Genomic DNA, 12,806 nt, shown 5'->3' with positions numbered 1-12,806 from the left:
CTTCCAGCTAGTGGTTGCCTTTCCCGGCTTATAATTGTGGAGGAATAATCAGCTCATCCCCCGCTTGCGGCTCCACTTGTCCGAAGCCAGGCATCGGGCTGGCGATCGCACCATCCGCCGAAATATCTGAAACCTTCACCTGGCCGAGAATCCCCGTGTTTCTACGGATCGCCAATACCGTCCCTGTCTGAACGTGCTCTGGAAGGACGATTTCAATCGTCGCAAACCCGCCGAAATCCGGATCGCTGACATACTCCTTCACGCGGCCGATGAGTAATGCATCGCGGATCATTCGGGCGCGGCGCAGCTCGTTATCGCCCTTTTCCAGCTCCCGCTGGCCAATCAGCCCAGCTTCGTCCCGATACGTTTCCGCCTTTTTCTCGGCATCCTCTTTTTCCGCGGCAAGGGCCGCGATTTCCGCCTCTTTCTCGGCAAGTTCCGCTTTCATTTTCTCCACGTCGCTAGGCGGCGTAGGCGCAACTTCCGGGGCGGAGCTTTCACGCACTTCCTGCAGCTGCTTCTCCAGTTTCAATCTATCTTGTTCGATACGCAGCTGCTCGATTTGACTACGCAATCGCGCCAACTCCTCCGGTGGTGCATTCCGCACACCTTCATTCATGCCTTGGAAGGAGAAAACCACTGCTGCGAGCAGCAGGGCAAAAGTCGCTCCCAGTAATATCGTCATCGTGTTCACATGGCGAAAATGTCTAGCTCCGCCAATAATGTCAACGCATGTGAATCGCGGCGAATCCTATAAAAAATCCCGGGTCGTTTACAGATGAGTGTTGGACGTTCCGCTCTACCTGTTCAATTCTCAGCCCGTGGACTTATTCTCCGACATCCCGCAAAAGGAAACCAAGGCGATCACTGTCACCCAGGTGGTGCGGAAAATGAAGCGCGCCATCGAATCAGGACTTGGCCGGCTCTGGATCGAAGGAGAAATCTCCAATCTTAAAAAACAAGGCAGCGGTCACTGGTATTTCTCGCTGAAGGATGAGGGCTCCCAACTCCAGTGCGCCATGTTCAATGCACGGCGCAAAGAGGGCTCCGAAGCACTCGAGGATGGAGCAAAGGTGAAAGTCTTCGCGGAAGCGACTGTCTATGAAGCACGCGGTCAGCTGCAGATCATTGTTGAAAAGGTGGAACGGGCCGGATTGGGGGACCTTCAGGCAAAATTCGAGGCACTGAAGCGAAAACTGAACGCGGAAGGCCTCTTCGATGCGGACAAAAAGCAACGGCTGCCCGTTTTCCCCCGCACGATCGGGATTGTCACCTCCCCCACCGGCGCGGCGCTGCAGGATATCCTTAATATCCTCCGTCGCCGTGCGCCATGGGTTCAGCCGGTGCTTTTCCCGGTGAGAGTCCAGGGCCGGGGCGTGGAGCGGGAGATTGCCAATGCGATCCATAAGCTTAATTCAGCTGAAAAATACGGCTATCCAGCCTGCGATTTGCTCATTGTCGGCCGCGGTGGCGGCTCATTGGAAGATCTCTGGTGCTTTAATGAGGAGATTGTCGCCCGGGCCATTTCCGCATCGATTATCCCCGTCATTTCGGCCGTCGGCCATGAGATCGACTTCACAATCGCGGACTTTGCGGCAGACATGCGCGCGCCTACCCCAAGTGCCGCTGCGGAGCTGGCGGTTCCGGATTCCGCGGAGCTTTTCAGCCTGCTGGAAACCGCGAAAAAACGCATGACCCGTGCGATCACCAGCCTTCTCCGGGAACCTTCCCAACAACTCGATTCCCTGCGGGATGCCTTGGCTGGCACGGTGCGAGCCTGCTTAAGAGAGCGCGAACAGCAGTTCCGCGAGTGCGCGATGAGACATCAGGCCCATCATCCGCGTAGAGTGATCGATCGCCGGGAGGAAAAGGTCGTCTCGCTCAAAAAAAATCTCTGTCAGCTCGTTTCCCACCAGATAAGCGGGAGCGAGAATCAACTCGAAAGATTGCAGCATTTACTTCGCACCCTCGGCCCGGAATCTGCCTTCCAACGAGGCTTTTCCATCACCCTGGACTCATCAGGAAAAATCGTCCGCTCCATTCACCAGGCAAAATCCGGCGACCAACTCCGGACCAAACTCTTGGATGGCGAGGTCCGCTCCACCATCCGCTAACTTCACAAGAATCACCGTATGCTATCCGCCATCAATCCCGTCGTCAGCCTTCAGCTTCCCGCAGCGATCACGATCCTGTGTTATGCGGGAGTCATTTTGCTTCTTCTCATTTTGCTCCTCCAATTCCGGATCAGCGGTCAGCTCGCCGCCTTATCCGTCCGTATGAGCAAGGAAAGCCGGAGCGTGAAACTTGCCGATCCCGATGCCGAGCCGCAATCCATCGAGGCGGGTCCGGGCACACCTTTTGAGGAATTTCTCAATGAGGACCCACAACGAAGGAATCTGGCGAAAAAAGAACAGTTCAAGGCTTACCGTAAATGGCGTGCCGACAAGGGTCTGAACTGGTCCGCATAAGCTTGGAAATCCAATCTTCTCCTTGCCCTCATGTCATAATTCATCTTCCTTTGGGTTGAAAAACGACAACTGGAAATCTCTCATGAATCTTACCCTAAAAGTCTGGCGTCAGACCGGCCCGCGATCAAAAGGCAGCATCAACACCTACCCTGCCGAGAATATCCCAGCCGAGGCTTCGTTTTTGGAGATGCTCGATATTGTCAACGAGCGGCTCATTGAGGCAGGCGAAGATCCCATCCATTTCGATCATGACTGCCGGGAAGGCATCTGTGGTGCGTGCTCTCTTACAATCAACGGCATTCCCCACTCCAAGGACCGTGGAATCACCACCTGCCAGGTTCACATGAGAAAGTTCAAGGACGGAGATACCATCTGGATCGAGCCGTTCCGTGCGCAGCCGTTCCCAATCATTAAGGATCTGATCACCGATCGCTCCGCTTTCGACCGCATCATCGCATCCGGCGGCTACATCGATATCCGCACCGGATCTGCGGTGGACGCAAACTCCCTGCCTATTGCCAAGGACGATGCTGACAGCGCTTTCGATGCCGCGGCCTGCATCGGATGCGGTGCCTGCGTCGCTGCCTGTAAAAATGCTTCCGCCATGCTTTTTGTCGCCGCAAAGGTCTCCCACCTCGGGCACCTTCCACAGGGCCAGCCAGAGCGCCAGAAACGGGCACTTGCGATGGTTCGCCAAATGGACAGCGAGGGCTTTGGAAACTGCACCAACCAATACGAGTGTGAGGCTGCCTGCCCGAAAGAAATTTCCGTCGATCACATCGCCCGCCTCAATCGCGATTACGGCAAGGCTGTCCTCGCGGAACAATTCGTCTGATCTCCGCGCGACGGAAGTTTTCACGCAATAAAAGCCAATCTCGGCACTCATATTTCCATGAAACTTACTCTCGGGATCATATTTTCAGCATTCACCTTCTTCTCCAGCAGCATCCGCGGAGAGGAGCCAAAAGCCGACAAACCTATGGAAACACTTAGCGAAAAACCATCCGAGCCGACTGCCAAAGTGGTGAAAACCGATGAGGAATGGAAAAAGATTCTGACACCGGAGCAGTATCGAATTCTTCGCCAATCCGGAACCGAGCGTCCCAATGGAGAGGTTTATCGCCAGTTCAATGAGCAGGGCGAAGGCACCTATCATTGCGCTGGATGCGGAGCCCTGCTTTTCTCTTCAGCTGTGAAGTTTGATTCACATTGTGGCTGGCCGTCATTCTACGATCCTGCGAAGGCCGAAAATGTGACCACCAAACGCGATGAATCGGCTGGAATGGTCCGCATCGAAGTCAATTGTGCCAAGTGCGATGGACACCTCGGCCACGTTTTCGAGGGAGAGGGCTTCGATACACCAACGGATCAACGCTACTGTATCAATGGAGTCGGGCTCAAATTCGTCCCTGCCGAAAAATCCGGGAACAAAGGGAAATAGACACAGGCAATTTTCCAGCCCAGCCGGAAGCGGAACCACCGTCGGCTGGGCATTTTTCGTTTTCGTGCATTTATCCGCAAAAATTGAGGTTTAAATCTTGCTCATCTCAAAAACGATCATAATCATTGCCGGGCAACGGCGGCTTGGCGGAATTGGTAGACGCGCTCGACTCAAAATCGAGTTCCTTGTGAGTGTGGGTTCGATTCCCACAGCCGCTACTTCTTAATATTTTTTATCCGGCAACGAAAATTTAGCCAATACCTCAGCATGTCCACTCCGCGAAGCATCGGCATCATCGCAGGCAGCGGAGTCTATCCTGAGACCTTCGTCCGCGCTGCAAGAAAGGCAGAGCCCACAGCCCGCCTGGTTGTGGTTGGCTTCGAAGGGGAAACCCGCCCGGATTTGGAAAAACAAGTGGAGGCCTACCAGTCGGTCCGTGTCGGCCAGCTATCAAAACTGATTAAATTCTTCGTCAAAGAAGGCGTTACGGAAGCTGTGATGATGGGCCAGATCTCACCGAAGAACCTTTTCATGCTGCGTCCGGATCTCCGGATACTCATGATGCTGGCCAAGGTAAAAAAGCGAAATGCCGAAAGTCTTTTTGGAGCTATTGCCGATGAGCTGGCCAAAGACGGCATCACCCTCCTCCCTGCGACCACATTCCTTGACGAAAACCTCCCTTCCGCGGGACACGTCAGCGGTCCCGCGATCAAGCCCCGCACCTTGGAAGACCTCGAATACGGCTTTCAGATTGCCAAGCAGACATCCGCTCTGGATATCGGCCAATCCGTGGTCGTCCGCCATGGCACCGTGCTCGCAGTGGAAGCCTTCGAGGGGACGAACGCCTGTATCCGCCGTGGCGGAGAACTCGGGCGCAACAAGGATACAGTTTTGGTGAAAGTCTCCAAACCAAAGCAGGACTTCCGTTTCGATGTTCCGGTAATTGGGCCGCAAACAATCGAAACCTGTGCGGAAGCTGGAATTATTGCCATTGGGATCGAGGCGGATAAGACGATTCTGCTCGAGATCGATGCCGTCGCCAAGCTGTGTGCCCAGCACAAGATCGCCATTCAAGCATTGTAACCGGGACCAGTGTCTTGCCGTTTCACAACTTCTCGACACATTTGAAATGTTCTTCAGCGATTTGATATCCCACAAGCTCGGTGCCATGCTGACGGCGTGCCTGATGGTATTTCCGATGGCGTGTGCGGAGGAAATCCCAGCTGGAAAATTGAAGCCGGTAACTACCGCCGAAATCGATGCGGCGGTGAAAAGAGGAATCGATTTTCTCGTCGTGGATCAAAACAGCAACGGCTCCTGGGGCAGTGCCACCCATACCAAAGACATCAATATCTACGCTCCCCTACCCGGCGCCCATCATGCGTATCGGGCGGGAGCATCCGGGCTAGCCCTCTCCGGCTTGATCGACTCTGCGGACAAACGCCCATCCACGATCGCGAGTATCGAAAAAGCCTCCGCATGGATGGAGGAAAATCTGCCCAAGCTACGCCGCGCGGATCAAACGACCACCTACAATATCTGGGGACATGCCTACGGCACACGCGCATTAACACGGCTCTATCTACGTGAAAATGATGCGCTGAAGAAAGCCCGTTACAAGGCGCTTGCCCAGGAACAGATCAATCTCGTCAATCGTTACGAGGATATAAACGGCGGCTTCGGCTATCTGGATGTCTTCGACGGTTTCACCTCGAAAAGGCCTACCGGCATCACCACTTCATTCGGCTCGGCGACAGTGCTTCTCGCAATGAAAGAAGCAAGTGATACCATGGCTTGCACCTTGGACAAAAAGGTCGTTGGCACTTCTCTGGACTCCATCAAGCGCCAGCAGTTTCCCGATAAATCCTACGCCTATTCGCACGAGCACATCATGCGCCCGCGGTTGCCCATCAACCGGCCGGCCGGTTCTCTTGCCCGATCCCAGGCATGTAATGCAGCGCTACGTGCCTACGGCCGGGAGGGTATCAGCGATGACGTGATCACTGAGTGGGCGGATCGTTTCCTCGCACGCGAGGGATGGCTTTCGATAGCCCGCAAGCGCCCGATGCCACACGATATCCACTTCCAGATTTCCGGGTATTTCTACTACTATGGAATCTACTATTTTACGGAGTCCGCTCGATTTCTCCCCCCGGAGAAACAAAAGCAATACGCGCAAGAGCTGGCGACGCTGATCCTCTCGAAACAGGAGAAAGATGGCTCCTGGTGGGACTATCCACTTTATGATTACCACCAGCCTTATGGCACAGGCTACGCGCTAATGGCTCTCGCCTGGTGCAAATCAGCAATGTTGGATCACTAGACGCAGCCTTCCCAAGCCGCCGCGCCTTTCCCCAAAACGGAATATCCTTTCCAGTCCCAGAGCTGGCGTTTAGTTCATAGGTGAAATCAAACCCATCTCCAGCCCATGAGCCGATTACCCACCGAGGAAGCAAAACAAGAATACTGGCGTGCCAATCTCCGCTGGTTGGCCATTTTACTCAGTATCTGGTTTTTTGTTTCGTTCGGTTGCGGAATTCTTCTCGTCGATTTCCTCGATAAATTCACTGTCCCGGGATCGAATCTCAAGCTGGGGTTCTGGTTTGCCCAGCAAGGTAGCATCTACTGCTTTGTTCTACTCATTGTCGTCTATGCGGCCGTGATGAACCGCCTGGACCGCAAGCTACTATCCCACACGGATGCCGAGGAAGGCTCCTGATCCTTTTCATTAAAAAAAAATACCCAAATGGACGCCAGAATCTGGACATATATTTTCGTAGGAATCTCCTTCGCCATTTACATCGGCATCGCCATCTGGTCGCGCGCAGGCTCGACTGGTGATTTCTACGTGGCGAGCGGTGGAGTCCCTAAAATAGCCAACGGCATGGCGACGGCTGCCGATTGGATGAGTGCCGCCTCGTTTATTTCCATGGCCGGATTGATTTCTGTCATGGGGCGCGACGGAGCAGTGTATCTGATGGGCTGGACGGGAGGCTATGTCCTCCTCGCGCTACTACTCGCACCGTATCTTCGAAGGTTTGGAAAGTTTACCGTCCCGGATTTCATCGGAGACAGATACAATTCCGGCACGGCCAGGATTGTCGCCATTTTCTGCGCGATCTTTGTTTCCTTCACCTACGTTGCGGGTCAGATGCGCGGGACCGGCGTGGTTTTTTCACGATTCCTGGAAGTCCCGGTGGAAACCGGCGTGATCATCGGGATGGTGATTGTCCTATTCTATGCCGTGCTAGGCGGTATGAAAGGCATTACCTACACCCAGGTAGCCCAGTATTGTGTGATGATTTTCGCCTATCTCGTCCCGGCGATTTTTATCTCGATCATGCTAACGGGAAATCCGATTCCACAGCTGGGTCTGGCCTCCGATGCGCAGGGCGAGTCAATTGGCCTGGTGCAAAAGCTGGATGAACTTAGCACCGAGCTGGGCTTCGCCGAGTATTCCAGCGGACAAAAGCCCATGATCGATGTTTTTGCCATCACCCTCGCATTGATGGTAGGCACCGCAGGGTTGCCGCATGTGATCGTTAGATTTTATACGGTCAAAAAAGTCAGCGACGCCCGCAAGTCCGCCTTCTGGGCGCTGCTCTTCATCGCGATTCTCTATACGACGGCTCCGGCAATCTCAGTTTTCGCCCGCACCAACCTCCTCAACACTGTTTCCGATCAGCCTTACCAGGAAATGCCTGCCTGGTTCAAAAAGTGGGAAAACTCCGGTCTCATTGCATGGCTGGACAAGAACAACGATGGAAAGATCCAATACGACGGTAGCGGAGACGCCTTCGAAAAACACGCCAGCACCGCCAAGGTAGAGCCTGTCTTTGTCACCAATGACCCTCCGAACGAGAAAGGATTTTTCGGCGAGCGCATACTTTACAATGAACCAACGGATTTCAGCAACGAACTCTATGTCGATCCGGACATCATGGTGCTGGCCAATCCGGAAATCGCCCAGCTTCCGGGCTGGGTGATCGGACTTGTTGCGGCTGGCGGGCTTGCCGCGGCACTTTCCACGGCAGCCGGGCTTCTATTGGTGATTTCCACCTCCGTGGCTCACGATCTGGTGAAACGCACACTGAATCCCTCCATCTCGGATAAAACAGAGCTCCTCGTCGCCCGGCTCTCCGCCGGAGTTGCAGTGGTAGTAGCCGGATATCTCGGGATTCACCCTCCGGGTTTTGTCGCACAGGTGGTCGCATTCGCCTTCGGCCTGGCAGCTTCATCATTTTTCCCGGCAATCGTGTTGGGAATTTTCACGAAACGGACGAACCGCTTCGGGGCGATTGCAGGGATGCTCAGCGGCATCACCTTCACGGCAACCTACATTTGGTATTTCAACTTCGGCGTGGGGGATTTCAAAGGCACTCCGGATCAATACCTTTTCGGGATTTCCCCACAAGGCATCGGATCGGTCGGAATGTTGATCAACTTCGCGGTGGCAATTTCCGTATCCCGGTTTACGCCTCATCCTCCAAAGCATATTGAAATGCTTGTCGATAGCATCCGCCTTCCCCGGGCTGCCTTCGGAAAGGCGGATACCGGCCCGAGTCATTGATCAACCAAAAGAATGGAATCACCTCTATGTTAGCGTTCTCCAGTTGCTGGAATAACAGTCGCCACACCGAAGGCGAGGCGATGATCGAAGAAATTCTTGAGCTGGGATTTTCCAATATCGAGCTATCCCACGGGATGACCATCGCAAAGCTGCCAGGAATCCGGAAAGCTTATGAAGCAGGCATGTTCACCTGCTCCGGAGTCCACAATTATTTCCCCTCACCGGTGGAGGTGATGATCGATGCGCCTGATGCCTACGAATACACTTCCCATCGCCCGTTCGAGCGGAAAAGGGCTATGGAAATGACCCTCAAAACCCTCGAACTCGCCGCAGAATTCAAAGCACAATACCTGGTTCTCCATATGGGTTCCGCACCGATGAGCAGTGCGAAGTTTACAAAGCCGCTGACTAAGCTAGTTGCCGCCGGTGAACAGCGGGATCCGAGCTATATCAAACAGAAGATCAAATTCATCAAAAAGCGGGAGAAACTAGCGCCCCTTTATTATCACCGGGCGATCGAAGCGCTGGAACACCTTGCCGAAAAAGCCCAGGAATACGGCGTAAAACTGGCAGTCGAGTCCCGCTCACGTTTTGAAGATATGCCAAATGAGCGCGAGATGCTGCAGCTTCAGGAGCACTTCAAGGATCACCCCGCCGTTGGCTATTGGCACGATTTCGGCCACGTGCAGCTCAAGCACAATCTCGGTTTATTGGATCATTATGAGTGGCTGGAAAATGTTTCACCACACCTCATCGGAGGCCATGTTCACGATGTGCAATGGCCTGCGCGGGATCATCGAACCCCATTTACCGGAACCTTGGATTACGAGGCGATTCTGCCATTCTTCCCTGCCGGATGCCCGCTGATCTGGGAGCTCAGCCCCACACGCGAGACAAACGAGATCAAAAACTCGCTGGAAATCTGGAAATCCCGGTTTCCCGATCGCTGCTGAAAAGCCAAAGGTTTTCTCCGCGTATATTCTTTCCGTGAATCAACGACCTCACATGCCGTGCTGGGGACGGAAATTTTTTCGGATCACCGTCTGGGCCGGATGAAGGATCATTTCCATTTTATTTGACCCCGCCCGCGATCCGTGAGATATCCGCCTCACACAGTTGAGACTGATTCTCAATAAAGAGCTATGAATCGCATCGCTACCATCACTTTCACGCTCCTCTCATCATTCCCCGTCATCGCCGCTGAGCAAGACGCCGGGATCATCGAGCTCCGGGAAACCATTTCAAAGGTTGTAGATACCCAGAGCTTGGAATCTGCTGAGCGCCTGAACTGGCAGGCTCGAAAAGAAGAAATGTCCGCTCTGCTGAAACTGCACCGGAAGGAATTGGCGCTACTGGATGAGGAATTGGAAAAGGCAGGCCAATCCGCGCCCGGCCACTCCGATGCCACCGAGGAAATGAAGGCTGAGATCGAGGCGCTGAAGTCAACCCGCCGTCTCACCTCGGAAGCTGTCGCCAGAAACGTCCCCCGCACCGTTGCTCTCGCAAAATCTTTCCCGGCACCTCTCTTGAAAGACTGCGAGCCGGAGCTGAGCACACTTTCTGTCTGGGACTCCTCAAGTGAGCCGCGCGAAACGCTCCAATCGATACTATCGGTCATAGCGAAGGCCCAACAATTTAACCGCCGCCTTACTCGAAGCTCCGAAATCCGTGATAACCGCGAAGTTGAGGTTCTCTATCTAGGGCTTGCCGGCGCCTATTACGCAGGCAGTAAAAAAACCGCGGGAACCGGCAAACCCGGTGCGGAAGGATGGACCTGGCAATCACGGCCGGAAATCCATTCCGAAGTCCAAATGGCCTTCGACGCACTCGATAAAAAACGTCCGCCGAGCATGGTGCGCCTCCCTCTGGAGCTGAAGTAATCCGGTGCATCCCGCCAATATCTTCCACAACTTTCCATTGCCCTTTTTCTCCATGTCCTCCGCTCAAAAAATTACTTCGGCAGTCTTGCGCATCCGCATGATTTCTCCGCTGATTTTACTCCTGGCCTCAGGTCCAAGCCACGCTGAAACGTCAATCGAGGATGCCCTCAAGGAAGCCAAAAGCGATCTTAACAGCACTCTCGCCACGCTTGAGAAAACCCGGACGGAAATAGCGGCCGAAAAACCGGAACTATCTGCCGTCTTCCAGAAAATAGAGCAAGAACTCCGCGAAAAACGCCGCCTGGCACGCATTGCCAGACTGTCCAAAGACGATCGCGCGATGGAGCTCCGTCAGCTACAGGCCGATCTCAATACCCGCCGCCAAGACGCCACCTATCTTGCCGGGCTACTGAAAGATCATGCGTTGAAAACAACGACTCTCAGCATCCCGGGAGCGGCCACTCTGGACGTTAAACCTGAGACTATCGCCGCCAGCGCGAATGTTCCCGCCGAGGCACTTGCCGCACGTCTCTCGATTTTGGACGCATCCCTGTCACAGCTGGAAGAGCTACTTGGCGGCTCCACAGCCAGCGGACAAGCGGCTGACCCGGAAGGAAAGATTCTCGACGGCACACTCGCGGCGTTTGGCCCGGTTTCCTATTTCCTTTCATCCGATAAATCGAAGGGTGGGGATATCGTCGCATCAAAATCCGGTGGCGCCCCGAGCTTTGTTCCCGGCGACGCAGCGGCAATTGCATCGTTGATCTCAGGTAATGAAACCACTCTCCCGCTCGACCCCACCGGAGGAAACGCGAGAGCCATGGATGAAATCGACGGAGGCCCGCTCGATCTTGTGCGCAAAGGTGGACTGTGGATCTGGCCGATCATTTTCCTCGCCGTTCTCTCGATCATTTTCGGATTGATCAAGCTCTCCCAATTTGTCCGTCTCCGCGAGCCATCCGATGCATGGGTCACAGCGATTCTGGCTGCCCTGCGCACGGGAGACCGCCAAAAAGCAGCCCAGCTTGCTATTGATCAGAATCATCCGGCCGGCCCGGTCATGGAAAAATTGGTCATCGTCTCAGAAAACTCCGCGGATCTCGTGGAAGAGACTCTCTACGAGCAACTTATGAACGTGCAAAGCAAGGCTTCCACGCTCCTGCCGGTGATTGCCATCACTGCGGCGACCGCACCTCTGCTAGGACTTCTCGGCACCGTTTCCGGAATGATTTCCACTTTCAATCTCATCACACTCTTCGGCTCCGGTGATCCCAAGCCGCTGGCCGGCGGCATTTCGGAAGCATTGATCACCACACTGTTCGGCCTGGTGGTCGCCATTCCTGCTCTGGTCCTCCACGCCTTCCTTTCAAGACGTGCCCAAGGCATCGTCCAAACCACCGAGCGTCTTGGCTTATCCTTTGTCAACGGACTACGCGCAAAATGATCAACGCCATACAACTTACCTTGCGTGAGGGCGGCCTCACACTCTATGCGCTGCTGATTCTCGCGGTCACGATCTACTCCATCCTCTTTAGCGTATGGCGCCACATCTCCTGCACGCGGAAGGTCGTTGCAAAGGAGAAATGGCTCATGCCCTCCTCTGTTGGTAACTCACTGCCGTGGAATCGCACCATGCCTTCTCCCCGCGAGGTTCAGCGTAGCTACGCTTCCTTCGAGCTCGACGAGATGGCCTGGGTGGAACGCCGTCTCCCCTTCCTGAATGTTCTCATTTCGGCAGCTCCGTTGCTCGGTTTGTTAGGCACTGTGGCCGGTATGCTCATTACCTTCTCCGGTATGGCGGCAGGAAACGACGCGCCGATTGATACGATTTCCACTGGAATTTCCAAGGCGCTGGTCACTACCCAGGCCGGCTTGGTCATCGCCATCCCGGCGGCATTCCTACTCGCCCTCATTAAACGTCAAACAGAGACCACCCATCTGGAGCTGCAGCGGCAGCTCCACACCAGACTTGCCGAAGTCCGCGAACCGGCCACCAACTCTCTCTGAGATCTCCCATCCAAAGAATCATGCGTCGCTTCCGCCACTCCACCAGCTCTGAAAATGCCAGCACCATCGATATATCTCCATTGATCGATGTCGTTTTCCTGCTGCTGATTTTCTTCATTGTCACCACGGTCTTCGTCAAGGAAACCGGTGTTGAAGTATCAAAACCCCGTGCCGCGACTTCACAGGATCTTGATCGTCAGGCGATATTGATCGCAGTCACAGCAGAATCCAGAGTCTGGCAAGGCGGGCGTGAAATCGGCCAGGACGGAGTCCGCGCAGTCGTCGCGGCACTTCTTGAGGAAACTCCGGACACTCCGGTCGTCATCCGTGCCGATGCCGCCGCACCTACGGAAGCTACCGTGAAAGTGATTGATTCCGCAAAGCTCGCCGGCGCGGCATCCGTATCCCTTGCCACCGAAAAATAGCCCCTTGCTTCTCCC

At 54.6% G+C, this 12,806-nt stretch carries 14 protein-coding genes and 1 tRNA gene; 14 read left to right on the top strand and 1 reads right to left on the bottom strand.

The features are described from left to right. Nucleotides 1–28: 28 nt before the first annotated feature. Nucleotides 29–694, bottom strand: coding sequence for a hypothetical protein (locus ACFSSA_RS04055; protein WP_386818553.1), 666 nt, complete (start codon nt 692–694; stop codon nt 29–31). Between the two features lie 127 nt (nt 695–821). Here ACFSSA_RS04055 and xseA point away from each other — a divergent pair, with 127 nt between their 5' ends. The 14 genes from xseA (at nt 822) to ACFSSA_RS03985 (ending at nt 12,791) form a co-directional block, all read left to right on the top strand. After that, on the top strand, nt 822–2,114 hold the full coding sequence (xseA, locus tag ACFSSA_RS04050; RefSeq protein WP_386818551.1) for an exodeoxyribonuclease VII large subunit: 1,293 nt from the start codon (nt 822–824) through the stop codon (nt 2,112–2,114). An 18-nt stretch (nt 2,115–2,132) separates the two neighbouring features. After that, the gene (locus ACFSSA_RS04045; RefSeq protein ID WP_386818549.1) at nt 2,133–2,468 is read left to right on the top strand and encodes a hypothetical protein; all 336 of its coding nucleotides are present in this window, start codon (nt 2,133–2,135) and stop codon (nt 2,466–2,468) included. Nucleotides 2,469–2,550: 82 nt separating this feature from the next. Then, nucleotides 2,551–3,303, top strand: a complete 753-nt coding sequence (locus tag ACFSSA_RS04040) for a succinate dehydrogenase/fumarate reductase iron-sulfur subunit (protein WP_386818547.1) — start codon at nt 2,551–2,553, stop codon at nt 3,301–3,303. A gap of 57 nt (nt 3,304–3,360) precedes the next feature. Further along, on the top strand, nt 3,361–3,909 hold the full coding sequence (gene msrB / locus ACFSSA_RS04035) for a peptide-methionine (R)-S-oxide reductase MsrB (RefSeq protein ID WP_386818545.1): 549 nt from the start codon (nt 3,361–3,363) through the stop codon (nt 3,907–3,909). 137 nt (nt 3,910–4,046) lie between these two features. Further along, nucleotides 4,047–4,127, top strand: a tRNA-Leu gene (locus ACFSSA_RS04030). Between the two features lie 49 nt (nt 4,128–4,176). Next, complete coding sequence (locus ACFSSA_RS04025; protein ID WP_386818543.1) at nt 4,177–4,992, top strand: LpxI family protein; 816 nt, start codon at nt 4,177–4,179, stop codon at nt 4,990–4,992. A gap of 46 nt (nt 4,993–5,038) precedes the next feature. Beyond that, complete coding sequence (locus ACFSSA_RS04020) at nt 5,039–6,232, top strand: prenyltransferase/squalene oxidase repeat-containing protein (RefSeq protein ID WP_386818541.1); 1,194 nt, start codon at nt 5,039–5,041, stop codon at nt 6,230–6,232. Nucleotides 6,233–6,337: 105 nt separating this feature from the next. Then, nucleotides 6,338–6,628: a DUF4212 domain-containing protein gene (locus ACFSSA_RS04015; protein WP_386818539.1), complete on the top strand. Its 291-nt coding sequence runs from the start codon at nt 6,338–6,340 to the stop codon at nt 6,626–6,628. A 27-nt stretch (nt 6,629–6,655) separates the two neighbouring features. After that, entirely contained in the window at nt 6,656–8,479 is a 1,824-nt protein-coding gene (locus ACFSSA_RS04010) for a sodium:solute symporter family protein (RefSeq protein ID WP_386818537.1), read from the top strand. Nucleotides 8,480–8,505: 26 nt separating this feature from the next. Next, the gene (locus ACFSSA_RS04005; RefSeq protein WP_386818535.1) at nt 8,506–9,432 is read left to right on the top strand and encodes a sugar phosphate isomerase/epimerase family protein; all 927 of its coding nucleotides are present in this window, start codon (nt 8,506–8,508) and stop codon (nt 9,430–9,432) included. 189 nt (nt 9,433–9,621) lie between these two features. Then, complete coding sequence (locus ACFSSA_RS04000; protein ID WP_386818534.1) at nt 9,622–10,359, top strand: DUF3450 family protein; 738 nt, start codon at nt 9,622–9,624, stop codon at nt 10,357–10,359. 52 nt (nt 10,360–10,411) lie between these two features. Further along, on the top strand, nt 10,412–11,803 hold the full coding sequence (locus ACFSSA_RS03995) for a MotA/TolQ/ExbB proton channel family protein (RefSeq protein ID WP_386818532.1): 1,392 nt from the start codon (nt 10,412–10,414) through the stop codon (nt 11,801–11,803). Further along, a complete protein-coding gene (locus tag ACFSSA_RS03990) occupies nt 11,800–12,366 on the top strand; it encodes a MotA/TolQ/ExbB proton channel family protein (protein ID WP_386818530.1) in 567 nt (188 codons plus the stop codon). Before ACFSSA_RS03995 ends, ACFSSA_RS03990 begins: the two co-directional genes overlap by 4 nt. A 17-nt stretch (nt 12,367–12,383) precedes the next feature. Then, nucleotides 12,384–12,791 (top strand): ExbD/TolR family protein, encoded by a 408-nt coding sequence (locus tag ACFSSA_RS03985; protein WP_386818681.1) that lies wholly within the window; start codon nt 12,384–12,386, stop codon nt 12,789–12,791. Nucleotides 12,792–12,806 lie beyond the last annotated feature (15 nt).

This window comes from Luteolibacter algae (assembly GCF_042683045.1).
Lineage (GTDB): Bacteria > Verrucomicrobiota > Verrucomicrobiia > Verrucomicrobiales > Akkermansiaceae > Luteolibacter > Luteolibacter algae.
This window is presented reverse-complemented; position numbering and strand designations above follow the sequence as displayed.